The 25,894-nt window shown below is 45.2% G+C and carries 24 protein-coding genes; 7 read left to right on the top strand and 17 right to left on the bottom strand.

The features are described from left to right. Positions 1–21 precede the first annotated feature (21 nt). From H0913_RS03590 to H0913_RS03580, 3 genes are read right to left on the bottom strand one after another with little or no spacing between them, the layout of a single operon-like run. Entirely contained in the window at positions 22–3,591 is a 3,570-nt protein-coding gene (locus tag H0913_RS03590; protein WP_064497034.1) for a conjugal transfer protein TraG N-terminal domain-containing protein, read from the bottom strand. A gap of 3 nt (positions 3,592–3,594) precedes the next feature. Continuing rightward, positions 3,595–4,983, bottom strand: a complete 1,389-nt coding sequence (locus H0913_RS03585) for a conjugal transfer protein TraH (RefSeq protein ID WP_025610843.1) — start codon at positions 4,981–4,983, stop codon at positions 3,595–3,597. 2 nt (positions 4,984–4,985) lie between these two features. Further along, positions 4,986–5,930: a thioredoxin family protein gene (locus tag H0913_RS03580; RefSeq protein ID WP_181477986.1), complete on the bottom strand. Its 945-nt coding sequence runs from the start codon at positions 5,928–5,930 to the stop codon at positions 4,986–4,988. A 267-nt stretch (positions 5,931–6,197) separates the two neighbouring features. Here H0913_RS03580 and H0913_RS03575 point away from each other — a divergent pair, with 267 nt between their 5' ends. From H0913_RS03575 to H0913_RS03565, 3 genes are read left to right on the top strand one after another with little or no spacing between them, the layout of a single operon-like run. Then, on the top strand, positions 6,198–7,433 hold the full coding sequence (locus tag H0913_RS03575) for a hypothetical protein (RefSeq protein WP_043960473.1): 1,236 nt from the start codon (positions 6,198–6,200) through the stop codon (positions 7,431–7,433). Then, positions 7,426–7,947 (top strand): hypothetical protein, encoded by a 522-nt coding sequence (locus H0913_RS18850; protein ID WP_024015933.1) that lies wholly within the window; start codon positions 7,426–7,428, stop codon positions 7,945–7,947. Before H0913_RS03575 ends, H0913_RS18850 begins: the two co-directional genes overlap by 8 nt. Continuing rightward, the gene (locus tag H0913_RS03565; protein WP_024015932.1) at positions 7,938–9,935 is read left to right on the top strand and encodes a hypothetical protein; all 1,998 of its coding nucleotides are present in this window, start codon (positions 7,938–7,940) and stop codon (positions 9,933–9,935) included. The genes H0913_RS18850 and H0913_RS03565 overlap by 10 nt, the downstream gene beginning before the upstream one ends. Before the next feature lie 102 nt (positions 9,936–10,037). Here H0913_RS03565 and H0913_RS03560 read toward each other — a convergent pair whose 3' ends face one another. The 14 genes from H0913_RS03560 to H0913_RS03495 form a co-directional block, all read right to left on the bottom strand. After that, entirely contained in the window at positions 10,038–10,745 is a 708-nt protein-coding gene (locus tag H0913_RS03560) for a hypothetical protein (protein ID WP_181477985.1), read from the bottom strand. 89 nt (positions 10,746–10,834) lie between these two features. After that, positions 10,835–11,908, bottom strand: coding sequence for a DUF7146 domain-containing protein (locus H0913_RS03555; protein ID WP_181477984.1), 1,074 nt, complete (start codon positions 11,906–11,908; stop codon positions 10,835–10,837). A 91-nt stretch (positions 11,909–11,999) separates the two neighbouring features. Further along, positions 12,000–12,341: a hypothetical protein gene (locus tag H0913_RS03550; RefSeq protein WP_025610839.1), complete on the bottom strand. Its 342-nt coding sequence runs from the start codon at positions 12,339–12,341 to the stop codon at positions 12,000–12,002. Continuing rightward, entirely contained in the window at positions 12,341–12,838 is a 498-nt protein-coding gene (gene radC, locus H0913_RS03545) for a RadC family protein (RefSeq protein ID WP_025610838.1), read from the bottom strand. The genes H0913_RS03550 and radC overlap by 1 nt, the downstream gene beginning before the upstream one ends. An 82-nt stretch (positions 12,839–12,920) precedes the next feature. Further along, positions 12,921–14,576, bottom strand: a complete 1,656-nt coding sequence (locus H0913_RS03540) for a VWA domain-containing protein (RefSeq protein WP_181477983.1) — start codon at positions 14,574–14,576, stop codon at positions 12,921–12,923. A 69-nt stretch (positions 14,577–14,645) separates the two neighbouring features. Further along, positions 14,646–15,086 (bottom strand): hypothetical protein, encoded by a 441-nt coding sequence (locus H0913_RS03535; RefSeq protein WP_025610734.1) that lies wholly within the window; start codon positions 15,084–15,086, stop codon positions 14,646–14,648. A 61-nt stretch (positions 15,087–15,147) separates the two neighbouring features. Then, positions 15,148–16,101, bottom strand: coding sequence for a DUF3150 domain-containing protein (locus tag H0913_RS03530; protein ID WP_025610733.1), 954 nt, complete (start codon positions 16,099–16,101; stop codon positions 15,148–15,150). A gap of 98 nt (positions 16,102–16,199) precedes the next feature. After that, positions 16,200–16,967, bottom strand: a complete 768-nt coding sequence (locus H0913_RS03525; protein WP_025610731.1) for a hypothetical protein — start codon at positions 16,965–16,967, stop codon at positions 16,200–16,202. Then, the gene (locus H0913_RS03520) at positions 16,967–17,926 is read right to left on the bottom strand and encodes an AAA family ATPase (protein WP_025589991.1); all 960 of its coding nucleotides are present in this window, start codon (positions 17,924–17,926) and stop codon (positions 16,967–16,969) included. The genes H0913_RS03525 and H0913_RS03520 overlap by 1 nt, the downstream gene beginning before the upstream one ends. Positions 17,927–18,135: 209 nt before the next feature. Beyond that, positions 18,136–19,152 (bottom strand): YqaJ viral recombinase family protein, encoded by a 1,017-nt coding sequence (locus H0913_RS03515; RefSeq protein WP_025610729.1) that lies wholly within the window; start codon positions 19,150–19,152, stop codon positions 18,136–18,138. 61 nt (positions 19,153–19,213) lie between these two features. Further along, complete coding sequence (locus tag H0913_RS03510; protein WP_163000553.1) at positions 19,214–19,357, bottom strand: hypothetical protein; 144 nt, start codon at positions 19,355–19,357, stop codon at positions 19,214–19,216. Positions 19,358–19,439: 82 nt separating this feature from the next. Then, on the bottom strand, positions 19,440–20,258 hold the full coding sequence (gene bet / locus H0913_RS03505; protein ID WP_000414662.1) for a phage recombination protein Bet: 819 nt from the start codon (positions 20,256–20,258) through the stop codon (positions 19,440–19,442). Between the two features lie 79 nt (positions 20,259–20,337). Next, positions 20,338–20,757, bottom strand: a complete 420-nt coding sequence (locus tag H0913_RS03500; RefSeq protein ID WP_025610728.1) for a single-stranded DNA-binding protein — start codon at positions 20,755–20,757, stop codon at positions 20,338–20,340. 15 nt (positions 20,758–20,772) lie between these two features. Next, complete coding sequence (locus H0913_RS03495) at positions 20,773–21,099, bottom strand: hypothetical protein (RefSeq protein ID WP_025610726.1); 327 nt, start codon at positions 21,097–21,099, stop codon at positions 20,773–20,775. A 369-nt stretch (positions 21,100–21,468) separates the two neighbouring features. Here H0913_RS03495 and H0913_RS03490 point away from each other — a divergent pair, with 369 nt between their 5' ends. The 4 genes from H0913_RS03490 (at position 21,469) to H0913_RS03475 (ending at position 25,868) form a co-directional block, all read left to right on the top strand. Further along, entirely contained in the window at positions 21,469–22,071 is a 603-nt protein-coding gene (locus H0913_RS03490) for a hypothetical protein (protein WP_025610724.1), read from the top strand. A 141-nt stretch (positions 22,072–22,212) separates the two neighbouring features. Then, on the top strand, positions 22,213–22,392 hold the full coding sequence (locus H0913_RS03485; protein ID WP_025610722.1) for a hypothetical protein: 180 nt from the start codon (positions 22,213–22,215) through the stop codon (positions 22,390–22,392). Positions 22,393–22,502: 110 nt separating this feature from the next. Beyond that, a complete protein-coding gene (locus H0913_RS03480) occupies positions 22,503–23,474 on the top strand; it encodes an AAA family ATPase (protein ID WP_025610721.1) in 972 nt (323 codons plus the stop codon). 15 nt (positions 23,475–23,489) lie between these two features. Then, a complete protein-coding gene (locus tag H0913_RS03475) occupies positions 23,490–25,868 on the top strand; it encodes a S8 family peptidase (protein ID WP_025610719.1) in 2,379 nt (792 codons plus the stop codon). Positions 25,869–25,894 lie beyond the last annotated feature (26 nt).

The raw sequence follows: 25,894 nt of genomic DNA, 5'->3' as shown, positions 1-25,894 counted from the left end.
CAAGCTGGCTACCTTCTATTTTCAGTTCCTTCCTGATGCCTGGTTATAAGCCCTAATATCGATCAAGTTGTTCTGAGCATAATCTCCCGCAAGCGATGCATTTGAGATCACCGCTATCTGCTTATCCACAAATGCTTTATCTTCTTCAGACACACTGTCAGGGATGTAAGCGCCACTCTCATCCTTTTGACGATACTCATTTAGCATTTGCTCCCTTAGACCTAGCATTTCAGGCGACCAACTCGATGAGTCTTCAGAGTTGAATACGCGTCCCGCCAAACCTTCATTGAAAGCTTGAGCGAACACTTGACTTTGAATCGGGGTCAATCCCATTCTCTGCCCTTCGCTGTATGCTTCCTGTTTGAAATCATCGGCATACTGTTCTAAGAACTCACCATATCGATTGTTAACTGCCGCACCAAATGCCCCCGCCAACATGGCTTCAGACTTAGTGCCCCAGTTTACTTCGGAGGCATACTGCGAACTCGATCCACTGTATGCATCATTAAACGCCGTCAATGGATTTTCCAAAGAGGTTCCGGCATCAACGGCGGCTTTTAACCCATCCCAGGTTGATTTGCTGGCCACCGTTGCGTTGTGCAAGAAACCTCGTGAGCCAGGATCTTCAAGCGCTTGTTCTTTGTAACTCTCATAGTCTTCGCCAAAGTGATTCAAGGTATGCAGAGCTGCATCAGTATGCTTGCCACTGAAATCACCAATAGCACTGGCGCTGTTGAAGAACATTTCAGCACCAGAAACTCCGCTATCATCAGCCATAATGCGTGATCGCCACTGAGATCCAGCTTCACTGTTTAGTCCAGATTGATAGGTACTTGTGTCAGTAGCTACGGCCTGCTGAGCTTGCTGCTGATGCGCATTCAACTGTCCATCTATACCAGACAGATTGGTTTGGTAAGCCGATTGAGCTGCGTTGAACTGAGTTTGAACTGTTGCTGCATCCTCGTAGCCGCCCAATACACCCGATTCAACTTGGCTTTGAGTACCACCAAAAGTAGGTGCAGTTGATGACAAGCCTTCATTTGAGCGCGGCTGAATTGATCGTAAATCGGCTCCGGTAGCCATGGCCATAACCGTCATTGCAGCTTGATAATCATTGTCGCGTTCAGCGGGCGTTGAAGAGTTGCTATAGGTTAAAGACTCCATAGCTGCCGCTACATACGCCTGATTATCATCAGGTAGCAAGCGCTGATACATTGGAAGGTTTTCACGTAAACGGTTACCTGCTTCAACATGCTGGTTCATATAGCGACCTAAATAATCCATGACTTCAGGATTGTCCGCCGCTAATCGGGTTAACGTCGCACCATCAGTATTTCTTTGTCCTGATAGACTGTAGCTGGCCTGATCAAGCTCACTAAAGCGATTTGATGCCGTGACAACGTCTTGTGCTGAACTCTGAAGTGACTGATAGTCTTGGTTAGACAACGACATTTCAACGCCAGAACGTCTTGAATCTGAAAGGTCCTTAACCATCGCATCGCGATACTCAGCACGTCGTGAATCACTTAATGCCAAGCTTTGCATCTCCCCAGTGAGCGTATTTGCGGTCGTAGATCGAGAACTGCCTTCTGACGACTCAACTTGGCCACTAAAGTTACCACCTAAATCCAGCCCTGCTCGTACCCTTGATAGTTTTGGTACACGAGATGAGTCTGGCTTATCGACTCCTGGCAAGTTGCCCTGTGGAGAATCATTGCCGCCAGTACCAAGAAGCCTTCCAAGAAAGCCCTTATCAGCAACTTCTTTCTCACCGGGATTAGTAATGGTTCCATCGCCACCGACCCTTAGGCCTCCCGATAGCACGCCCGATACCAAGCCACGTACAGCATCTTTTTTATCGTCTCCAAAACCATACCGAGTTTGCAGGTCATCAGTAACCTGATTAACAACGGCGCTAGATGCGGAGTTAGAAGAACCAATCTGACGTCCAACCGAAGAAAGGTTGTCGTAACTTAGCTTTTCACCAAAGGTTCGACTCATGGTATTGCCAACCTGACGGCTAAAGGCTTGAGTTGCCTGAGTCATGGATTCTTTTGCAGAGCCGACCATTGAACCCACTGCGTTTCCGACAGAGAAACTGCTTAGTAGGTTTGACGCGCCGGTCATAGCAGAACCAGTGAGGGCTGAATTTTGGAACATTGACTGTGATTGCATTACCGGGGCATTTTTCGCGACATCTGGACTTGCCAGCTTTTCATCAATGGCATCACCGTTTTGTAGACGCCCAGCCAAGTGGGTAGCGGTTATTGCTGAGCCATAAACGAGCATGAGCGAAATCGCCGGAACACTCGACGCCAACATGCCGCCAGTAGCTATCCAGGTTTGCAGCACTGAATCCATCTGCATCATCCCAGCAAAAGATGGCACTTCTGTACCTGCAAAGGCATCAAGAGCAGACATTTTCCCTGCAACGGTTAAATGAATATACAGGTTAATGATGGCCATGACAGGCATCCAAAGTTGAATCCAAAGCAGGATTAACAAGTACTTCCCAGCCATTCGCATCCCGATTTGGCCAAGGGCTATCACAAAGGCCATCAATGGGGTGATGGCGTAAATGAACCCCTCAAAAAACGTCATCATCGGACGAACGATACTCTGGAACAGGGTCTGCTCCGCCGCCCATTGCGTATTACGCTGCTCAATCGCTTGGTTAACCATAACGGCTGCGGTGAAAGCTTGATCATCCATATACTTGCCCGTCACGCTTTGCTCATAAATAGGCAAAAGCACTGACGCGGTCATATACTCTTGGGTGTTAACCGAAGCCAAACCAAGGTTATTCAGTGCATTTCGGATCACGTCATCAGTGTCCGTTGCTGACGAAGTCCCCAATGAGGCTGACAGAACCTGTTTAAGCCTTGGAATGAAGGTTGATTCTGTCATGAGTTTCAGTTGGCTATAGGCATCGGTGCAGTCCAGATCGCTACTGCTACCACTGAGCATGATTCGAGTGCCATAAATGCGCGAATCAAACCTAATCGCTGTCATCGGGTTAGGATCACTCAGCACCTGATCGAGGTTCTTTTGGCCGATGTCGATACCAATCAAGGTGCACTCTTTGATGTAGTTAAACCACGATTGCTCGATGTCCGAGCCGCCGACACGATTTGCATCACCCAACCCAGAGCGATCCATCACCTGTTTTCTCACTTTAATCAGTGACTGTAAACTGGATGCAAAGCCGTATTCCGTCATCGCGGGAGTTGAGAAGGCGGTTTCAAACAATCGCGTGATTTGAAAGCCAACAGTCGAAATCGTACTACCTGCGGCAGCAACACCGATGGGCACATTATCAACCACTCGAACTTGTCCGGTGTACGCATCCTCAATGCTCACTCGGGTACTGGGTCCAAACATGGTTGCAAAGACTAGCCATGAGACTAAAACGTGTTGAAAGTTAATCCCACGACCGCCTTGCATTAAGGCCTGGACAGAGACCATCAATACCCCAATGAGCAAGCCAATGCGAACCATTGAAGTAAAATCGCCTGTACCAGTGATCATCGCGACAGCGTTCAGGACCTGCTCTAAAAAAGCCGAATCCCCGATGGAATAGATTTCCCACATGACCTATTCCCCCAGCGCCGTAGATTTAACGGTGTAATAACGCTGTTTGCGAATGGTCTGTATCACCTGGTTAAAATGTGCCAGCAACTCTTGCTCTGAGCCGTATCTTCGCTGCAACGCGGCGTACTCCTCATTGATTTGGCGACGTGCACGTTCAAGGTCTTCCGTTAATAACTTCGCATAGGCATGATCTTCCACACCGGAGGTACTTCTAGCTGCATTGAGCATGTCTTCAACTAATGCTCGGGCCATCTCAACAGCAATAAATGGTGCCGCTCGTGAAGCAAACGACCTAGCGGCCCCTTCATTTAATGCAGAAAGAGTTCGAATCATGCCCCCAATGCTGGCAGGAGCCGAGGTCATAAAAGCCTTTTCGGTGGTGCTAGCAGCTCCTGTATTTCGAGCAAACTTAAAAATAATGCCGTTACTGGAACCTGTACCAAGAAGTAAATTTTCTACTTGGGTTGATAACCCCGTCAGGGTCACGTTAGTGATTGTCGGATTCAGACAGCCGTCTTGTGTCACTGTGTCACATCGGTACATAGCGACGTTACCGCCGTGAATTAGATGCTCAATAGTCACTTTATTGCCATTCAGTCTGGTCAGTTTCGGGGCTTTACCTTGGCCATCAGCGGCATTCGCTAAATCACCAACGATGATCGAACCAGTCACCGACATAACCGCTTCAAGAAAACGGTCATCCCCCGATGCAAACCAGCTTGATGCCGAGTGACGTTTCAGTGCTCGCCAGACCAAGTTACCTTTAATCGTTTTGTTCACATCCGATGCTGCGACACTTGAAGCATTCTCATAAGGGTTCTTACCGTTGGACTCACTCCAACTGGTAAAAATGTCTCCAGCCCCTTTAAGTGAGCTCAACATGCTGGCTTCTGTTTGCCCCTTTTTACCAAAAGCAGCCAGGGTATCGTTCACGACTCCCTGAGCCATTTGACAGGAATTGCCAAAATACTCGTTCAACTGCTGGATTTTCTTTTGCAGTGTCTCCATGTGCTGGGAGCATTTCTCACACATAGCACTGAGCGCCAATTGGAATGCGTACCCCTTGGCGTTTGCAGCAACAGAGCGAAGTAATTGAACAAACTGATCCGCATTAACAAATGACAAACTTCCAGCGAACATATCAATCCCGCCACAACCAGCTTGGAATGACGGAGGCACCATAGAGACGAGGTTTTCGTTCATGATCCTGTTACGAACAACAACGCTTCCGCCAGATATCACACCACGACGTTGACTCTCGAATACACCAGGCGCAGTGGTGTTGGTCATTGAACCAAACAACTGGTTCATCTCCTGTTGCAAGCTTGCTTGGCTCATAGATGAAAAACCAATCGCACAGGCGATTAGCGATACTCGGAATACTTTTTTCATCGTTATAACCCTCCTTGTGCACGCAGATAGCGAACAAGGAACTCAGGGTCCTGTAATATCTTTTCGTTAAGCTCTTGGGCTGACATCGCGAGTGACACGCCGGGTTGAACAGGTCGGGTGGCATAGTAAGTTTGATCGTCAATCCAACCGGCTTGATGGGCTGCGAGAATAATTCGATTATTGAGCTCATCAAGGCTCATTGCACCTTGGCCAATGGGAGTGATGACATTAGGTGGATCAACTAAGAACACGGCAGGGACAGTCGTAACGGACAACGATTGAGCTTGTCCTGAATCGACTTTGAAATTGGGAAACTCTCCACCCGGTAAAGGCAAGCCATCGACAGCAATAGCAAATACCTCGAAACCGTAGTTCAAAGCCATGGATTCGATGATAGGCGCTTGAGCATGGCAGTAAGGGCAATCTGAACGATAGAAAAAGAACAAGCCTGCTCGCTTTGCTACTTCACCTAAAGCAACATCCCGTTGAGCGCCAGCTTCTCGGTCCATCCGATTAGCAGCGTAGGTCGCCAAGGGTCTGCGACTGATTTCATCCAAAACAGGATCGCCCATGACCACCTGCTGACTAACATCAGCAAACTGTGAGCCCTTATCCATCATGACTCGCTGGAGATACAGATAGGCTCTGACGTTCTCATTCGTCGGCTCATCAATTGCCTTGTCCATGAACGATTGCATATGCTCTCGGAACCATGCGGCACTGAAGGGCTTTAGTTCGCTCTGACTGGACTCCACGACACCAGTTTCCGGCTCTATCAGCTCATCAGGCTGCTCAGGTTCAGGAATAACCTGATACCAAAACCAGCCTTCCTGACCACGCTGATAGAATGGTCCATCACTGGCATGGGCGGGCAAGATGAATAGCAAGAAAATAATGATTGGGATGGTCACCCATAGGATGAACCAAGGGAACAAGGGGGTTCTCATTGTCAGCTCCAGAAAATTTCATAGAGCTAACATGCTAAAGATCCCCGTCAGGGCGATTAGCCAGATAGATGAATGAATCGTGTGTGTTTCTGACTAGCTGTCTTGACCAGTAACAGCTAACTTTAATGAGCCAAAAATATGGTTTTCCGTTTTGAGCTAGGAGCGGACATCGAACTATCAAACTTTGCAGAGGAAATATAGCTGTGGGTTAACTTTTAAAGAGTGATCGTGTACATTGGCCAGATTAAATCAAGATGACACTTTTTTATGGCAGTAGAGACTATCAATAGGGAAGCTGGAGACTCTGGCAAAGGCTTTAGATTACAGCTCATAAGGGCGATTAAGCTCATGCTGCAAACGATTCAGCAGGATAGAAGTACTGTATTTTTTACTGCGGTGGAAAATCTCGAAGATGTTTCCCATCAGACTATTGTAGATGGAGAAGTCAGTAATTACTTCGAAGAAGACAAGAATTATGACTTGAATGGCAATTTCACAATTTTTAGTCCTCCGGTTATAAATACGTTGGTCAGTTTTTATGACATCTATGTAGATCAATTTCGCACCAGCAACAGCGTATATTTGGGCTTTTACACGACGAGGGATGTCGGTAAGGAAAGAAAATCCAAGCTCAATAGCGGTAAAGAAATAGCTCTACCAGAAAAACCAATTTTAGAAATTCTTCAATCGTTTGATGATGTTTCAGACGATACAATTAATTTAGTAAAAGAAATTCTTGTTGAAGAGTACGCTTCCCAATATAAAGAAAAGCCTAAGTCAGGAAACTTAGAAACGCTTCGGGGTCTAAATGCTGATATGTTTAAAGAGTTTTTGAGGAAAATTTTATGGCATTTCGGTCAGGAAGATGAGGATGCACTCAAGCAGACAGTTTTAACGGATATTGAAAATTCACCACTTCACAACAATGCGCATATAGGCAAAGAAAAAATAATATTTTGTTTGTTAATGGATAAGCTGAGTGAAAAGCAAAATAGTAAAAACTTAGTCGATAAGTTGGTTCATAGTTCAGATGTAAAACTGATTTTTAAAGAAGCAGAGTCTCAAATTCCAGACGAGAGTATAGACCCTACTTGGCGCTATATCGCCGAGCTTGAAAAGGATGTGACCGACAAGCGAAATCTGAAGGAAAAAGTACTTTCAGTAATTGAGGATATTTCAGATCGTCGAATTAGACTGTTAGCTAGAAAAGCAAGTGGCTCTAAGTATGAAGAGCGTGAAGCAGACAAGTCTTTTTTGTCTTTGAAGTATCGTGTTTTTGAAGCTTGTGAAGAATATTTTTCAGATGATGGATATGTAGCCCCTGAAAGCGGCAACGACTTGGATGCTGTTCTTCAAACGCTCTTATCAAAAGCAGTAGAAGATATTTCTAAGTTAAAGACCGATTACAAATATACGATTTCTAATGATAAAACAATAGAAGGAATTATTTGGAATTTATTTGATGGGTGTTTTTTAGCTTTTGATGAGTGTAGTGATGAGTGATGTAAGTACAAAGAAAAGGCTAATGTACTTAAGCGGTGAAGATTTCTATCTTTATTGCTATTCCGTTCTTGTTATTTTGGATTCTTTAGGTTGTCGTGATGGGAAATTTTTTAGAGACTACAGGAAGTTGGCTTTTTTAACTGACATTATCAGTAATGATAAAACAGTCTATGTGGTTTCTCATTCTTCAGGAGAAAAACTGAACCCGAAAGATTATGAGTGTTTACTTGACAGCTATTCGAATGGATTAACTAGAAGAAGTGAAATTCTTAAGTTGTTGTTTGTTCTTGAGAAGAGAGGCTATGTGACTTTGAATCGAGGTAAAGCACAAGAAATTGATGTTACTTTGACTAAGGATAACCTTCCCAATGACTTTTTGAACAGCAATGTTTTCGAGTCGGAATCTAAGAATATAATAAATATATCAAAGAAAGTGGGACGGTTGGCATCGCTAACTCTGGATACCATGTTAGGTAAAATTTATGTTGAAAATGGAGTTCGAACATGGGTCTGATGCGAGTTAATAAGCTTATTTATGAAGGAAGCAAGTATTTTTTCGAGTCTAAAGAGTTCGACGAAAATATCATCCTAATTGAGGGCGATAATGGAACAGGGAAAAGCACCTTCTGTAATTTGATTTATTTTGCATTGGGTGGAGAGGTTCCAATATTTCGAAGAAATAATGATAAGCGCCACGATGAAATAACTTCTGATAGTGATAACTATGTTGATCTTTATATCTCAATCAATGATGGCAGTTATTTACTAAGGCGCTACTTTGGAGATAATGAAGTAACAGTAATCCCCTATGAGCGGGTGGTTGAGAAGATATATTCAGAAGATAAAAATACTTTAATTAAAGAGAAGGTAAGATTTTCTCTTTCGGAAGATAAGACTGAAATATATCCCGTAAACAGAAGCAAAGATTCATACGTTTTTTCTGACTGGATTCTCGAGAAATTGGAAATATCTGTGGTCGAGCTTTTTCATGGATATAATACATTTAAAATTAATATATCAGACTTGATGCGGCTGATTTATCACGATCAACAGCCGAACCCAGAGGGTATTTATAAAAAGCCAGATACTAATTCAACGTATGTTTCTGATTCTGAGTTGGTTCGAAAAGCTATTTTTGAACTCTTAGTTGGTAAAGCCTATTCTGATTACTACGACTCTATTGTCGAGGAAAAGAAGCTGTCGAGAGAGAAAAGCTTGGCTAAAGCGGTTGTGAATGAGTACACGCTTTTAGCCGACAAAATGCGAAAAAATGGCGGGGCTAAAAATGTCAGTTTTTTACAGAAAGAAATCTCTGATAAAGAGCAGCAAATTGACAAGTTGCATGATGCCAGACAGGCATTCAAGCGAAATCGAACTGGATCAAATACAATTAATCAAGATATTGAGTCGTGCAAATCAGAATTAATTGATTGTGAACTTAGATTAAGCCGATTAAAAGAAAATCTGGTTTCAGCTCTTGATGAACGGTACAAATTAAACGTAGTTAGAAATGAATCTGCTTCAGAAATTAGACGCATTGAAAAAGTTATTTTTTCACACGATCATCTAAACCTTTTTACATCTGATACTTGTCCATACTGCTTAAGTCACGTGGATCGTGTGGAAGGGCATTGTGTTTGTGGCGCTTCGATAGAAGAAGAACAATATGAGAGGTTTTTCTACACATCAAAAGAGTATAAAGATATTCTGAAAACGAAACTTAAGGCACTGTCAACAATTAAAACCGCATATGATGATTGTGACTCTGAAGTTCAAGAGATTAAAAAAGAAATTGAGTTGATAGAGAAAAAGTCGGTGACTTTCCGTGAAAAGCTACAAGAAATGCTTGGGCGGGTCGATGAAATTGTTGACATTGAAAGCCTAAATGATATTGACGATAAAATATTGCAGCTTAGAGAAGATGTTGCGAATTTGAATCGATTGTTGGAGATTGAATCAAAGCTGGAACGTATCCAAAAAGATTTTGATCTGGTTAGCTCTAAAGCAAAAGACGCTGAGTTAAAGAGGAAAGGGCTTGAGATTAAAGCTCAACAGGATGTAACTTCGAAGGTAAATGCGTTTAGTAAAAAGTATGATGAGCTGATGAAAAATACTTTGCCTGATTGCAGATCGGCAAAGATTGCGCTTGATAACTATTTGCCTTCAATTAATGATGGTCTCTATCGAGAAACAAGTTCACTTGTTTCAATTCGAATGATGTACTTTATCACTCTCATGCATTTAGCTTTGTCTGATGAATCAGTGACATTCCCGCGCTTTTTACTTATTGACACACCTGAAACTGCCGGAATCGAATTAGAGTATCTGATTAACTGTATTCGTCAGTTGGAAGAATTGAAAAATTATGGAGCTGACTTTCAAGTTATCATTTCGACAGGTTTAAACAAGTATCCCGAGTCATTAAAGGACAATCGTGTACTCTTTATGCCCGATAAGCAGAAGGAACATATGCTCTTGAAGAAGAAGAGCCTTTCTAAGTAATAACGTCAAGCAATTTAGATTCAACTAGTTAGTATGATTAGTTACTGAAGTTCTGCTATCGGCACGTAAGTAATATTCAGAAATTTTGAATACTACATTAACTCAATTTACTGCAAAAACCGTAACCAACGTTTTAATTGAGTCACCCGGAACCATAACAAAGTTCATTTTGCTACCAACATGCTGCCAGAACTCGGCCTCTTGTGCATATTTTTTTGTTTTTTGGATAGCGACGCTTTCTGGTAACTGGGCTTTAGTTAGCCCAGAGCATAGCAGCTTTGTGCACAAAGCCTTCCAAGGATGCTTAGGAGCACCGTCTGAAAGCCGTTCCACAAACCGTTCCAGTGCATGACGAGTCACCACGACAGGTCCAATGTTCGGAACGTTGATGACCTCATCGATTTCTCTCACGGTAGCATTATCGACGCTGTATTCTTCGAAGGAATATGAGAGCCAATCTTCCCGTTTCTCTACCGATATCTGTGCTTCCTGGTATCGAGTGAGCAAAAACCTAGTCAGGCTGTAAAGTGAATGCTGAGTTGAGCGTTGTTTCTGTAACTTTTTGATAGCTCCTTTACTGACCCGGATTTGAAGCCCATTACCGCTTCGGTTACTCCCCATCACCTCTTTCACTGACAGTAGGTGATGAATCGCATAGAGCTCAGCTGCAATTGGCTTTTGCTGCTCAGTTAGCTTGTCGTATTGCTCACCTAAATCGACCTTTAGTTCACCACCTCTTCGAAGGCCGGTCTTCCAGTAAACCGTAAACTCACCATCAATCTGCTTTGTTAACAGGGTTAATACCATCATGTTTGTTTCTCCTATTGGTTATCTATTTTTCATTCTCCATGATTTTTCAAATATGCAAGGCGCAAAAAAAGGGGCCGAAGCCCCTTAGATCAGATATGAACTTTCGGAAAGCCCATGGCTCCGTAAACATTCAGCACATCATTCCAATCCCAACTTTTCACGCCAAGTGACGTTGGTATCGGAGGGATCAGAACTTGTGTCAGAATGCCTTTTTGCCAGGCTTTTTTCTTGAGTTCATTCGCTGCATTCAGGCCGGTCTCAGAGAGATCGTGATCTGCCCAGATGTACAGCATTTTCACATTACTTGGTGGTTCAAACCTAGCCAGTAGCGTTGCATTCACAACCGACCAACATGTCTGTCCCGTAGCTCTGGTAACCGCTAAAGCTGTTTCGATGCCTTCAGAAACACCTAATACCTCACCAGGCTCACCTATCGGAATGGCACCACCAGTGATTGTTCTGTCACTTGGTATCGGCATCATCTTTTTAGGCTTTTCAACCGGCGCTTTGAATCCATCTTCACTTAGGTAGATCCGATGAAACGTGGCCGAACGCCCTTGCTGAGTAACGATTTTACCTAGCAGCGCTGGGTAGCTATCGATAAACAAGCCATCTTCATCATGGTAAGGCAAGTTTGGATGATACCTCAGCACCGAATCCCATTCAGGACGAAGCCGGGTAACAATGCCACGACGATGCATGTAGTTCCAAACTGGTTGCGCACGAGTATCTGCAAGAGAAAACGTTTCTCCCCAGGTTTGATTCAAGCGATGGATAATCGCTTTGTCCTCGTCCTGCTTTCTAGCCTTCCAATCAACTGCGTTACTCGGTATTGGCCGAATAGGCGCTTGTATTTGTCCGGGTTGAATACCAAGAACCTGGCCGATTGCTTCAATAGACTGAGCAAAGTTCCATCCATTAATCCAAGACAACAGTTCAAAACCATCATGAAAGATACCGCAGGTGTTACAAACGCCACCTCCGGTATATTCAGCATCTTTGAACAGCCTAAAGCCATCACGACCGCCATGAACAGGACAAGCCACATGACGGCCTTTTCGAGCAATAGCGGCATCAAGTTCTGGCACCAACGCCGCCAGTATTTGAAGCCATTGGCCATTAAGATATGGCCTTACTGTTTCAATTTGTAAAGGTAACGCCATATAACCTCCTTAAGTAAAAAGCCGACTCCTACCACAAGTGATAAAAGTCAGCTCTGGGCCTGCATTGAGCCGTTTGGTTAATGCAGGAACGTTAGTCAAGCTGGATACCATGTCGTCTTAATAGCCACATGATGGAGTCACGAAGCACATCAGGATCGACAACCGCAGCCATTGCGCAAACACGAAAGCAAAATGGCGTTAATTCGTCATTTTGAATCCACGACAACACATCCTTTCGCAATCGAGTACTGACACGACCGTCCAGCAATACACGGATCGCATCCAATAGAATGCCTTCGCGTAACTGCCAGATTTCCGTGTCAGACCAAGTGACTGGGGCATCATCAAACTCAAATAGAAATTCGAGCTGTGATGATGTGTGTTGATGGGACTGCTTTTGTGATGGAGGAGAATGGGCAATGCGCCCATTCATCAAAGATAACCGCGTTCGGCAAGCGAAACACAGCCCTCGGATGCGACCACAACATGGTCAAGCGTTCGAATATCAACAAGTGACAAGGCGTCACGAAGTCGATGAGTAATGCGTTTATCAGCTTCACTGGGTTCAGGATCACCCGATGGATGGTTATGAACCAGTATCACTGCTGCCGCATTAAGTTCTAGCGCTCGTTTTGTTACTTCCCTTGGATACACGCTCGCCGCATCTAAAGTGCCTTTGAACAGCTCTTCAAATCGAATGACGCGATGCTTTGTATCAAGAAACAGCACACCAAAAACCTCGTGCTCATACTCGTGCATCAGTGTTTGCAGGTATGAGAACGCCGACGATGGCTGTTCAATTTTTCGACCTTTACTTAATCGACCACGGGCAAGCTTGAGCGCCATATCTAAGATATCCGCTTCAGTCACTTGCTCAGGAACGATATAAGTACCGGTTTCTTCGCCAGCTAAGAACTTTTTGTTTTTCATAGGAGTCTCCAAAAAAAGCGGAGACGAACCCATGCCCTGACGGGGACGGAATCGTCCCCGCAGGGTGGTAAAGTTGATGTGGTTACTGAATTAACAGTTGTTGTGTTACTTCGAATAACTCACGCTTCAGATCTTTGACATCGTTAATCACAATGCTTTGAGGAAAGAATTTCTCAACACTGCGTGTTTGAATCCCTATTCCCAGAAGCTCAAAGCCACTTCGTCTGCACCGGTCAACAATGTCATGCGTGGCAGCCCAATCATCTGGGTCACCATCCGTTAGCACTATCATTAGCTTTCGCTTCTGTTTTTGCGCTAACAAACTGTTTGCCGCAAACCACATCGCTTGTGCCATAGGCGTACAACCTCGTGGTTTTTGGTCAAAACAGGCGGCCCGATGTCGAACCGATTGCTTGGGCAATAACGCGATAGAAACTTCCTGATGAATACCAGGAAAATAACTGACCGCAGGTACAACACCCGGTATGCCTTCCAGTGCCATGGTCAAAGCCAAAGCAGCTTCATTGGCAACATGAAAGTACTTTCGATTACCTTCGCCAATGGGTTTACCCATTGAACCCGATATATCGACCAGCAAGTGCACAGCAGCATTAGGCGCAATGCGAGGTTGCCTTTGAATAAACAATCTCGACTCACCTGCTTGTGAAGCGGCAAGACGATGGGTTGCAACTCGAAGACCGTGCCTTTTGGCATGATTCCGATTGTCCTGACTGGACTGAACCATGCCCCTAAGTCGGGCTCGAATTTGAGCGGACTCAGACGCTGACAAGGTCAAGATGGCCTCGTCACCCAACATAGCTTGCTCTGCTTGGGGCAAACTGAGTGGAGTGACGCCCTGATGTCCTTCAGCTTGTTCCGACAACACTTCTGCCACTTGTGCAAAGGTATCGGGTTCAAACTGAGCGGCACTGGCCTCTAAGGCTTCTCGCAAATTGTCAGCTTGATCAGAGTTATCTGAATCCCCCGTTTCAGCAGCATCCCCCATTGCAGACGAACGAGTTTCCGGGGTTTGACTGTCACTACTGTTATTGCTGTCATTACTCGCATCTTGTCCCATGTCATTACCGTTATCAGCATCCGACTCATCCTGTGGTGGACGAGATTCTTCTTCCAACATGGCAACGATGGCATCGACAAGTTTTAGCACTTCACCTGTAGACGCTAGGCTAGGCACTACTGTCAGCATGGCGCTTAACCGGCTCATCGCTGCGGCAGGAAAGAGTTGTCTCACTCTTTCATCGACTGCTTGATACAAAGGCGTAAGCGCTTTCTGGCCCAGAAAATGGCATCTCAAGCGGAACAACAACCAGGCTTGCAAGTTAGATGCAGGCTCAAGCTGTTCAGGTACACACATTTGCTGTGTGTCCACCATGTACTCAATCACTTGCGAAATACTGCGCCGGGTTCCGGGATAATCCTTTGCCAATTCGTTTTCAATGCGAACGTCCTCAATGATATTGAGAAGTGCCTTACGGATCGGTTTGGACGACGCCTTCTGCACCATTTCAAAATTAGTATGCCGAATATGCGCCGCTTCATGAGCCAGATAACCCCAAGCTATCTGTTGATAGTGTGGGTCGTCTGGGTTTGCTGTTGGGATCACAATCCGCTCACCATCGGTAAACGCATCTTGTCCTTGAATAAGCACCTTCACACCAAACTTTTCGCCATAAGCGGCGGCAACGATTGGCAGGGCGTTTTTTAATGGATGATTCATGGGAGTCTCCTAATCATTAGGGGGAATACTCCCTCAGCGGGAGCGTTTCCCCGCTGGGAATGTGGATGTTTAAACCTGTGCTTTTAGCTTATCCAGGTCGTATTTTTGACCTAACCAAGCCACCAATTGAGCTGGACTCTCGTGCTGTTCAAATGACGTTTTAAGCTGGTCTAAACTCAGGATGTCATCCAATGTCAGACCGTACTGGTCTTGTAACTGAGTAGACACCTCGTGTTGATATTGCAGCCAGGCCCGCTCAAAAGCGGTTTGCTGCAATGCCAAGTTTGGAACAAATACCATGGCCGTTACCCAAACACCTTGCCCGTCCGCATCTGCGATCAGCACAGGGTTCTTGGGGATCAAAACACTATGTGTTGAGTACGACCGTTGTACTAACGCTCGACAACACGCCACTTCTGGTATCGATTCGCTTTCAACAGCATCAGTCACACCACGAAAATGTGGTTCAAACTGGTTCAGTTGGCTGGGGTTATGGATGGTTGATTGCATAATTTCCTCTTACATAGTTCAGAGGACATTCGCCCTTCAGGGCAACATGCCCTCAAGGACGTTAGAAATAAAATGAGTTTGGTACAGTCGAACCAAGGTTTGGTCTGACGGTTGGTTGTGGTATTGCACGTAAGTTATCTGCCTGAGCAGATACTGGCTGTGCGGGTTTAGGTTCAGGTTTGGGCATCAGTTGTCTGATATCCAATTGACCTTCACCGTGCATTCTCATCTTGTCTGGATCAGACAAAATTAAAATGGTCGCCATCAGTTCGTGATAGAGATTGTCTGTCACAGGGCCGGTCTTCGGCAGACGAACAAATAAATTGTCCATCGCTTCAACCATTGGCTGAACTCGGTGATCCAGGAATGACAAACCATCCAACTTGTCTCTTAATCGCTTGAGAGGATTAAGGGCTCGCTGACTGATTTGATTCTTACCTGCAACGGAACGCTCAAACAGTTCATTGGCATCACGAGCCACCTCCCTAAAGAGGGTGTGTCCCATACCATTGACCTTGTCATCTAAGCCACCAGCTTGTTCAGCTGGTTGCATTCGATAAATGGCATAATCGAACTGAAGCCGTTGATCCACGTCTTCGATGGGTGACAGCGCACGCCGGATTGCATCTGCAAATTCCGGGTGTTTTGCAACCCAGTCAAACGTCACCTGATCATAGTTGTCCAAGAACAACTGCTTGCACTGCGCAAACTCCTGACCGATCCGGTCAAGCTCTGGAACAATCTGATTAATTCGGTCTTCAGGGACGGCATAGCCACCTAAAAACCGCACACCGACTTGCTCACACAAGCGCTGCGCTTCTTTCTTAAGCCTTTCAAAGTTCGCCAATGCCTCTGGGTCGCAAATTTTTTTACTCCCTAAGCTGGCAACATCCTTCGGTGGAAGTTGGCTGCCATTGGCTAATCTGAAATCTTCAGGCCTTAGTTTTTTTCTACCGCTCCAGATGGAACAGTCGATGTGACAAATCAAGAGTTTGTCGAGGGTTTGAATACTCATAGTGCATCCTCATGTAAGATGGGGACGCACCACTCCCAACAGGAGCAATGGCCCCCGTTTGGGTGGTAGTCGTTGACGCGCTAATGGCAACATCACTATCAGAAATAGTAATTTTGCGAATCAGGCGACGATTGGTTGAGATCGATTTTCGCAGGCATTAAGTCCAGTGCTTCAGCAATCGGGCGAACCCGCTCTAAATCACTGCCTAGCAACCGCAATACATCTTTTTCCAACTTCAGTTGGTCGGATACTTCTATCCCTTCAGGACTCGCTACTGTGAGCGAACACAGAGGTGGTAATTGACGCTTAAAGGCCAGTAACAGCAACAATGGCCACGGGCCATCATCCGTGTTAACAATGCCAGCGCCTTCACCTGACACCATGCTGATTTGATTGGTACTAGGTAATCCGCTTTTGCAAAACCCTAATGACCATTCTCCAATCCTGACCTGGTTATCATCAATAACAGCCAAGCCATAGGCTTCAAGCAGCTTTGCCATATCGAACAACGCTTTTTGCGCCAACGAAATTTGGCCATTGACGTCCTTGCGAGTACGAAACTCCCAACTGACGTTATTGGCGCACGCGACGCTATCAAGCGCATTTGAGAGTTCAAATGGCCGCCCTTGATGATCAATGCCGACTTGTCCAACAAATCGATAACCCTTGTTGATTTTCTCATTGATTCGTCGGTCTACTTCTGCGTTAGGATCAGTCGAATCAATCAATCGCTGCTGCGACAATTGACCGGCTTTTCCAAACCGAACTTCAATCTCCTGGTTATCTGATCCAACATAAATGGCCCATTCTTTGGCTGTCCCATCAGAATGACTGTAACGGTAAAGAGCAAAGCACTTTTCCATCATCAATCCTCCCAGTGATCACCGAAGACATCAGCGGCAATACGGTGAATGGCTTCACGTTGCTCCAACTCAGCACGAGCCGTCAAAGACCGAACCAGTGCATACTCCACTGCGTTAGGAGCACCTTTAAAAGCAAGTGTTAACTTTGCCCAGCGCACCAAGGTCCGAGTGGACATGGTGATACTAAGCTCAGCACCGCCATCCGCGCCCCCAATAAAAAGACGACGAATGTCACCAGCCACCTTCACCATTTTTTGGCGAAAGACTTCTGGCAAGCCCGGCGCAACGTTCTCCAGAATGGCTTCCTCTACAGAAGGCTCTGCATAGGTCGCTTCGATGATTCTAAAGCGATCAAGAAAAGCCAAATTCTGTTGAAGCACACCTTGATACAAGCCCGTTTGATCACCGCTGCCCGCACTGTTGCCGGTTGCGATAAAACGAAACTTGTTATGTGGCATGATGATCTCACCGCCATTTTGTGCGATGACCAACGGGGCACCTTCCAAAATGTCATTGAGCCCAGCCAGTTCAGCAGGCTCAGCAAGATCCATTTCATTAATGATCAGCAAATGGCCATGCTTGACAGCCATTGCCAGCGGTCCATACACAAAGGTCATGTTGCCATTAACCAGCGTGTGGTGACCGATAAGATCGGACAACTCCAATCGACCGTGCGCAGTAATTTGCTGAACAGGCCAATTCAATCGAGAAGCAACTTGGCAAATTAGCGAGGTCTTACCGCATCCAGTGGGGCCTGTAATATACAAACCGTCACCGTCTGGGTTAGACAAAAACGCCAATACGTCACGTAAGTCTTCTTTTCTAAAAACATACTCGTCCTTGCGAACGGGAATGTTTGGATGGGTAGTGTCGGCACTAAATCCTTCCAGAACGAAAGCATCAGGAGCCGGGACATTAAACGCTTGATTCACTTGAACCAAAAATGGGGATTGTTCAGTCATGGTAAACCTCATCAGTTTTGACGAGGCCCCATGCCCCAACAGGGAATGAAGTCCCCGTCGGGTGGTGTGTTGATTGTGGTATGGCTGTGTATGTAAGAGTTCAGCTCGCTCTATCATTCGTACCCAGCATTGGCTACGAGTGAAACTGCTTTCTGATGCACTTGGTATAAGCGCATTAGAAAGGAGCCGAAATCGGCTCCAAGTGAACGTTAAAAATAAAATGAGCTCGGCGAGTCACCTGGCAGAACCAAGTTCTCTTGCTCAAGGCTGATTTTGATTGGTGTTTCAACGGGCTGCTCTGGCTTATTGGTGCTGATACGCAACCGCTCTTGTGGCGCTTTTCGGTAAGCAGCTAAAACCTGATCGTCCAGCTCGCCTAATTTATCGGTGGCCAATTGCTTATAGTCCACCGTACCCGCCATCATGTAGCGGCTGAGTTTGACCCCAGCATAATCGGCATGAGCGTAGTTACCCATCATAGCGACCAATTTCGACTGAGCGTCTCGCATTTCTTCTTTCAAAGATTTGATGTGATTTTCCAGTCGGACCACTTCGGCATGTGCTGAGCAATACTGGCGAGACAACGATGTCCAGCGGTATTGAGCTTCACCCTTGGGAACAAAACAATCTTGCTCTGGGCATTTTGACGGTTCTTTTTTGGTCTGTACTAACTCCCAAAACTGAAGCGCTGTTTCTTGCAACTCAGTTAAGAACGCCGCGTCTCGTTGTATTTCAAACTCAATCAGTTGATCCTCAAAATAGAAAACCAACCAACCACGCGTGCTATTGGCGACCAGTATTTGATGCTGTACTTGTACCCAATACAACTGGTACGCCTCGCTTTGTTCTCGGTGAGCTTGCACATCCTCAAAAACTGACTGGCAAGGACATTTCAGTTCAACGGGTTCGCCCGCATCGTTGATGCCATCAAAGCTGGCTCGAAAGATTGCGTTATGATCGGCTTCTGCACATAACGGCAGAAGAAAGTCATTATGCGCATTCTCAAATGCTCGCCTTGCTTGAGGCTCCAACCGTATACCGCGAAGTACATTAGGATTATTCGACAGGTCTTCCGGTAATACGAATCCGGTTTTTTCTGCCCATAATCGCCAAGGTGTTTTGTAGGGTGAACGCCCCATAATAATTGGGGCTTCAGATGCCGTAATCCCTGCAATGCGCCACTGGTGCCATGCAGGAGTACGTTGTGATAGGTCGATAACCTTCATATTGTCTCCTTTGAGGGGGAGACTCCCCCGAAGGAGAGAACTCCCCTTCAGGGTTAAGTGGTTACTTTGCAGCTTGTGCTAACGCTGTTTGGTGCTGAACAACACTTGCTTGAACCGAATCCATTGCCGCTATACCGGCTTGAATCGAACCTACGACAAGGGCAACAACCAATACCAAGCGAAAAAGTGAGGCTGATTTAGTCATGGAAGATCTCCAAAAAAAAGACGAGACCTTCCCCCTGACGGGAGAATAATCCCGCCAGGGTTAGTAAAATGAATGCGTGGCGCTAAGAAGCTAAAGGCTGTGTGAGCGCTTTGGCTGCTTGTTGCTGTGCATTAAATATTTCTTGTTTCGCAAACGTCAGTTCAACACCCTGAAAATGTTCATTGGCGTATTCCAATGCACTATTCCAAGCGTTTGAAGCTTCCGCCCGCTCGATAAGCTTGTAAACAAGCCCTCGGGTACGATCATCAACTTGCTCGGGTGGAATCACCGATGGCTCAACAACGTGTGTTGCTTGGCCTTCGATAATTCGCTCCGCTTCGTCTTGATCGAAAATTCCCACAAAGCCAAACGCAATGCGGGAACACTGGATCATGGATTTATGCCTTAGCATTCGCTTAGTGTGCGTCTGCCATGGACCATCTACACGGTAAGGGCCATTTTTGCCGTTACCTTCAAAAGGCGGTCGATAGACTTCATCCAGGTACTCAGTGATTTTGACTGGGTGCGAACGGTCGCGCCGGTAGATGATGCATTCCATCCATTCCGGGCATTCTTTCGCACCATCCAGGGAGACTTTGTTTTCTGAAGTCTTAAACTCCATGCCATCAAACTGGTCGTGTTGATTGATGATGCGAGACCATCCATCGACACCTACCACTGGAATAATTCCAGCTTGTTTATCAGGGAACGCAAAAATCTCTTTGGTGAAAGGGTTCAAGCCGTACTGATCTGCAACCACCAAGAGCGCCATCATCTGCTCATTGGTCGGTGCACTACCGTCACGTTGCTTGAATGCTGTTGCTTTTAGGGTATCGAACAACTTGTTTGGATCGACACTAAAGCGCTCAGCAAAGCGTTGGATTAGCTTTGGTTTTTCCATTGTGGACTCCGACAATCAAAGTGGGAGTCTGCCCCTGACGGGAAAGTACTCCCGGCTGGGTTAAAGCGTTTTTGCTCGGTTAAAAATCTGGTTCAGGATAAGTTTGTGCCCAATTAGTTTGGGAGCCTGCATCATCCGCCGCTGATGGCTCAGATGCTTTGTTCACACTATCAAGAAGCAGAAACTCGTCCGCGTCCACTTCGGTCAATCGATGCTTAATGCCATCTTTCTCCCATGAGCGCGTGCGCTGAGGCCCTTGAACAAAAAGCTTCGCTCCTTTTTGGATCAAATCTTTTGCTCTTAGCCCTAACTTAAATCCACCACGATCTCGAAAAACGACCCGATGCCATTCCGTATGCTCTTTGAGCTCATTGGATTGACGGTCGCGCCATTTCTCAGAAGTGGCCAGTGAAATACTGGTCACTAAATCACCTGATGGATAGGCTCGTGTCTCTGGCTCAGAGCCAACGTAGCCTATGAGTGTTACTTGGTTTTTCATGATGTTCTCCTCGTCTTAGTTGAACTCTGTGCACACAGTCGCTTCTACCCGGCTGGGCAAAGAAGACTGACGACGCAGATAAGTTGGTATTTCGAGTAAAGCCATGTCGTACTTATGTGGCTCTTTGTAAAACGCAGATGTCAAACGGGGCATACCAGGAGCTTTAGGCACTGCCATTGGACGACGTTTTGGTGTTGGTGTGAGCAATCGCTTGATTTTAGTAAGTACAAATCGAAACGGGCGCACGCATTGACGAGCAAGCAATCGCAAAAGCGACCAGCTCAGTATTGCAAGCAACATAATGCCTGCGATTTGGATAATAAATCCGAAGATATATTCCATTGGTGACTCCTTATGTTGGTTTTGAAGGAGTCCCCCCCAACTGGGGAAAACTCCCCCAGTTGGGTGGTGAAAAGGCGAACCGTAACGAACGCATGGTTGAGCATGTAAAAACATGCTGGCTATTTGTTTAAGGAGGCTAGCTACCTCTTAGTGCCACTGAGAAAACTCAGCGGCGGGCTTCCTTTGAGCTCATGCTCTCAGGCGCAGATATCACTGAAACAGATCAGCAATATTTGATAGTCAGTGTAACCGTCTTATCCAGACAGGATAGTCAGAAAGATGCTCAATTCTTCCACCTAGCTGAAAGGCCATTACCTCACAGAGGATTAGGCTAGGGACTGATTATTGTCATATCAGGAGCAAAATCTTATGGCCCAAGCAAAACCCAATTACTCAAAACCCATCTTTGAACAATCATTCACAATTAATAGCTTACAGGCGCAACGTGTCGTTGACCGTGTTTTTAGACGGACGGTCAGTGCGCTTTACGGAATCGATGTCATCCTGCGCATCATTGGCGATGAGAACGAAATTGATGAAGTGGAACAGATCATTAGCCAGTTGATCGAGGATTGCGCTAAGGCAGTAGACAACGAACAAGCTCGATTGGACAAACTGATGGAGTCCAACGGTATCGATGAAGTACCTGACTACACCGACCCGATTACCTTCAACGCCAAAATCAGCTCGCCTCAGGTTGGCCAGTTTGTCGGCTTAGTTCGCAAACTCGATGCGTTGATGATCTCAATGGACACACTCTGGTTATCTAGCGTGCTTAGCAACAAGCAACGTGTTGATGGCAACTACGCATGGCAACAGCGCATCATCAGACTGGCTCGACGCATTATTGATATCGAAATTCGAGCACGAAAATCAGCCCAAGCTAAGGGTAAAGAAGCAGAAGTTGAGCAAGCGGTGCCGTCAACCGATGACGATATCACTGAAGAGGAAACAGATACCCCCGCCAACTAGCCAACTAGGCTCCCATCAACCAGCCCCTCTCGAAGGGGCTCTATATCGCTATCCATGCTATCCGTAATGAGTTCAATAAACAGTATACAATGTACGCATAATGCAGTACATTGTATTGCTTATTTATCATGGAGAAGCATAGTGTCGCGTTCAAAAGAAGAGACTTTGTCAATACGAACATCTAAAGAAATCAAGCTGTTGCTAAAAGCAGCAGCGGAAAAAGAACATCGCTCTCAAGCATCTATGATAGAAATACTAATTTTGGATTATGCAAAATCGAATGGGCTAAGCCCCATCATAGCCTCAGATAATACTAAGTAGTTACGTCTGATTATTTTAAATCGTTATTAATATGATGAAATAATTAGTATTTAATACGACAAAAGACTGAGTAATTCGATTATAAATGAACAGTGCAAAGGGGAATAATAGTGGCTAACGGTAAAATACTGAGACAGTTGATTAGGGCTGGAACCATTGGTGATTCCGAGGCCTTTCGGCTTGCTTCAGAAGCTGTTATTCAAGATGAGCGTCAAAAGCAACATCACCTTCTTGCAAATGATCTTGAGCAGATATTGTATGGTGAGCATTTAAGACCGCTTAAACAAAATGGACGTAACACTTTGCCTACTCCTCCTGTAGATAAAGAGCGAGGACTACCACTATTAGATGTTCGACAAGCTCAGCGACCAATAGAAGAAATGGTTTTACCTGAATCTAGTATCGCACCCATCGAGGAACTTCTTGAGGAACACCGCCGTGTCGATGTGCTGAGAAGTTTTGGAATGAAGCCGTCTGGAAAAATTATTTTTCATGGTCCTCCGGGTTGCGGGAAAACCTTAGCAGCTGAGGTAATTGCTTTTGAGCTTGATTTACCTCTTGCAATTGTTCGTCTCGATGCGTTGGTATCATCTTTTTTGGGTGAAACAGCCGCGAATCTTCGCAAAGTTTTTGATTTTGTTGCTGAACATTCTATGGTGGTTTTATTTGATGAATTTGACGCCATAGGCAAAGAACGTTCTGACTCAGGCGAACATGGCGAGTTACGCCGCGTCGTTAACGCAGTGCTTCAGATGATGGACGCTTATCAAGGGAAGAGTCTAATTTTAGCAGCTACAAACCATGAGCACATTTTAGACAGTGCTATCTGGCGACGCTTCGATGAAAAAATTGACTTCCCATTACCTGATGAGCTGCAAATACAACAAATTCTTTCACTCAAATTGCGTGGTGTACGTCGCCAATTTGAGTTAGATGATAAATCTATCCTCGGGATATTTTCTACAAAGAGTGGCGCTGATATTGAACGTATTGTTCGTAGAGCAGTAAAAAGGATGATCCTACGTAGTCAGGAATTTTTGACCGTTAAGGACTTGAAGCAAGCAGCTTCTCGAGAAAGTTAAAAAAAGGGACTAGGAATGGCTAATTATGAACATCTTAAGATTGAAAGAGAACTGCTTGAAAATGAACGTAGAACAAGAAAAATCAATATTCCAAGACATCCACGAGGTGATCTTCGTGGGCATGGTCAAAAATTATCCAGAGACTTAACTGAATCATTCAAATTCGCACAAAGTCAACAAACGTCACGCCCTGGTAATTTTGTACTGAAAATTCGTTATACAGGACTTCTCGATATTACCCATCTAAACAAACATGGTATCGAGTTTGTAAGCCAAGAAGACAATCATCTGTGTGTTGTTTTTGTTGATGAAACCGGAATGGCTGTGTTTGCAGATCACTTGCAACGTTTAGGTTTAGACGATGCGGAGTTGACGTACAAACAGATTCTCGAAGCCATAGAGGGAATCGATAACTGGACAAGTGAGGATCGGAAGAGTTGGGCTCTCAGAAGAAATGGCTTACCAAGGTCAGAAAAATTTCTCTTAGATGTGGAACTTTGGCCTGTGGCTGTTGCTTATCATCCTGAGAGGTTAAGCACTTGTGATGCATTTGAGCGTTGGTTAGTTCATAACGGAATACGGCGAACAGATAAAGTTAACCTTGATAGCTTAATAATGTACCGTCTGGAGGTTAACTCTAGTCAGGCGAATGTACTGCTGAATCACAGCGATGTTAGGCTGGTTGATCTCCCACCCAAGAGCGGTATTCACTATAGCCAATTGAATTGTGACATCGATAGAATTCCTGAAGGAATACTATCCCCTACTCATCAAGCTGCCAGGGTTTGTGTTCTTGATAGCGGAGTAAATACTAACCATCCCCTGTTGGCACCCGCAATTGCGGAAAGTGAAGACTTTATTGGTGATACAGGTGGCATGGATTTGAATGGTCATGGCACTGCTGTCGCTGGTGTAGCTCTGTATGGTGACTTGGAAGCGTGTAACTCAACTAATTATTGGCACCCTGAACTTTGGATTTTCAATGGTAGAATTCTTGATGAGAATGCGGAGTTTGACTCCAGTTCTATCGAAAAAACTCTCATTGAAGCTGTAACCTATTTTGTCGAAGAACACCAATGTCGGATTTTCAATTTGTCGTTAGGGAATTCCAATGCACCTTACGATAATCGTCATATTCGAGGAATTGCGTATGTCTTGGATAAATTGGCTAGGGACTTCAATATCTTATTTGTCGTTTCTGCTGGGAACTTCTCAGGCTCTATCGATCCAGATGTGCCAAGACATAGCTGGAGAGACGAGTATCCAGAATACCTTCTAGCTGACGAAAGTATTATCATAGATCCAGCTCCGGCACTAAACGTTCTAACGGTGGGAAGCTTGGCTCGACATAATGCGACTTTCGATGCTCAACGGTATCCTGAAATTGGGCAATTGGCTCCAGCCACAGAAAATCAACCATCCCCATTTACACGTCACGGTCCCACTATTAAAGGTGCAATTAAACCCGAGCTGGTAGCTATGGGTGGAAACTTGGCTTCTCCAATAAGAACAGGCAACGAACTCAATGCAGTTATGCGAGGCATGGGGGTACTGACCTGTAATAGTCGATTCGTTGGGAACACATTGTTTAGCGAAATTAGCGGAACAAGTTTTGCGGCACCTTACATTACCCATCTTGCAGGTCGTTTATTGAATAACTACCCGAAGGCTTCTGCTAATTTGCTCAGAGCACTACTGGTTAATCATGCGAATATGCTGTCGGAGATTGAAAGCAGCTTTCCTGAAGATATGAAGAAATCTTATAGGAGCGCAAATGGACGAGATGCGTTTAGAGATATAGCTGGTTATGGTGCTGTTGATGAGGGGGAGCTTTTTAGATCTTCACAAAATGCCGTTGTCTTAATGGCTGAAGAGAAAATTGAAAACAACTCGCATCACTTTTTCGAACTGCCGCTTCCCGATGATTTTTTAAGGTCTCAGCGTGCTTCCAGAGAAATTAGAGTTACTCTGTCTTATTGTCCAGCGGTCAGGACAACTAGGATAGACTATGTGGCCACTAAAATGTCTTTTAGGTTAGTCAAAGATCAGTCGCTTGAGTCTGTTCAAAGGCATTTCAATCACAGTACTCAGGATGAAACTAAAACCAGAAATGATGATGCTACAAGTAATAGGGACATAAGTGCTGAATTAAGAGGTAAAGGTACAGTTCAATCTTCAACTTGGCGGATTAAACAGCCGAAGCCTTCTGAAAAGTGGTTTGTTGTAATTACTCGACAAGATAGAGATTGGGGTGAGGCGTTGAGTTTCGAACAAGAAGACTATGCCTTGGTTGTGACTGTCACTGATCGAGAGAATGAGGAAGCCCAGCTATATAGCCAAATATCACAACGCATAGAGCTTAAGGCGAGAGAACGTGCACGGGCTCGAGTGTAGGGAATTCTTGTTCTGTATAAATCACC

This window comes from Providencia rettgeri, assembly GCF_013702265.1.
GTDB classification, from domain to species: Bacteria; Pseudomonadota; Gammaproteobacteria; order Enterobacterales; family Enterobacteriaceae; genus Providencia; species Providencia zhijiangensis.
Note: the sequence above shows the minus strand (reverse complement) of the source record. Positions and strands in the feature narration are given on the sequence as shown.

What these genes read in the sequence shown, in the direction of transcription:
- H0913_RS03590 (WP_064497034.1), bottom strand. Translation starts at nt 3,591, where the DNA reads ATGTGGGAAATCTATTCCATCGGGGATTCGGCTTTTTTAGAGCAGGTC.
- H0913_RS03585 (WP_025610843.1), bottom strand. Translation starts at nt 4,983, where the DNA reads ATGAAAAAAGTATTCCGAGTATCGCTAATCGCCTGTGCGATTGGTTTT.
- H0913_RS03580 (WP_181477986.1), bottom strand. Translation starts at nt 5,930, where the DNA reads ATGAGAACCCCCTTGTTCCCTTGGTTCATCCTATGGGTGACCATCCCA.
- H0913_RS03575 (WP_043960473.1), top strand. Translation starts at nt 6,198, where the DNA reads ATGGCAGTAGAGACTATCAATAGGGAAGCTGGAGACTCTGGCAAAGGC.
- H0913_RS18850 (WP_024015933.1), top strand. Translation starts at nt 7,426, where the DNA reads ATGAGTGATGTAAGTACAAAGAAAAGGCTAATGTACTTAAGCGGTGAA.
- H0913_RS03565 (WP_024015932.1), top strand. Translation starts at nt 7,938, where the DNA reads ATGGGTCTGATGCGAGTTAATAAGCTTATTTATGAAGGAAGCAAGTAT.
- H0913_RS03560 (WP_181477985.1), bottom strand. Translation starts at nt 10,745, where the DNA reads ATGATGGTATTAACCCTGTTAACAAAGCAGATTGATGGTGAGTTTACG.
- H0913_RS03555 (WP_181477984.1), bottom strand. Translation starts at nt 11,908, where the DNA reads ATGGCGTTACCTTTACAAATTGAAACAGTAAGGCCATATCTTAATGGC.
- H0913_RS03550 (WP_025610839.1), bottom strand. Translation starts at nt 12,341, where the DNA reads ATGAATGGGCGCATTGCCCATTCTCCTCCATCACAAAAGCAGTCCCAT.
- radC (WP_025610838.1), bottom strand. Translation starts at nt 12,838, where the DNA reads ATGAAAAACAAAAAGTTCTTAGCTGGCGAAGAAACCGGTACTTATATC.
- H0913_RS03540 (WP_181477983.1), bottom strand. Translation starts at nt 14,576, where the DNA reads ATGAATCATCCATTAAAAAACGCCCTGCCAATCGTTGCCGCCGCTTAT.
- H0913_RS03535 (WP_025610734.1), bottom strand. Translation starts at nt 15,086, where the DNA reads ATGCAATCAACCATCCATAACCCCAGCCAACTGAACCAGTTTGAACCA.
- H0913_RS03530 (WP_025610733.1), bottom strand. Translation starts at nt 16,101, where the DNA reads ATGAGTATTCAAACCCTCGACAAACTCTTGATTTGTCACATCGACTGT.
- H0913_RS03525 (WP_025610731.1), bottom strand. Translation starts at nt 16,967, where the DNA reads ATGATGGAAAAGTGCTTTGCTCTTTACCGTTACAGTCATTCTGATGGG.
- H0913_RS03520 (WP_025589991.1), bottom strand. Translation starts at nt 17,926, where the DNA reads ATGACTGAACAATCCCCATTTTTGGTTCAAGTGAATCAAGCGTTTAAT.
- H0913_RS03515 (WP_025610729.1), bottom strand. Translation starts at nt 19,152, where the DNA reads ATGAAGGTTATCGACCTATCACAACGTACTCCTGCATGGCACCAGTGG.
- H0913_RS03510 (WP_163000553.1), bottom strand. Translation starts at nt 19,357, where the DNA reads ATGACTAAATCAGCCTCACTTTTTCGCTTGGTATTGGTTGTTGCCCTT.
- bet (WP_000414662.1), bottom strand. Translation starts at nt 20,258, where the DNA reads ATGGAAAAACCAAAGCTAATCCAACGCTTTGCTGAGCGCTTTAGTGTC.
- H0913_RS03500 (WP_025610728.1), bottom strand. Translation starts at nt 20,757, where the DNA reads ATGAAAAACCAAGTAACACTCATAGGCTACGTTGGCTCTGAGCCAGAG.
- H0913_RS03495 (WP_025610726.1), bottom strand. Translation starts at nt 21,099, where the DNA reads ATGGAATATATCTTCGGATTTATTATCCAAATCGCAGGCATTATGTTG.
- H0913_RS03490 (WP_025610724.1), top strand. Translation starts at nt 21,469, where the DNA reads ATGGCCCAAGCAAAACCCAATTACTCAAAACCCATCTTTGAACAATCA.
- H0913_RS03475 (WP_025610719.1), top strand. Translation starts at nt 23,490, where the DNA reads ATGGCTAATTATGAACATCTTAAGATTGAAAGAGAACTGCTTGAAAAT.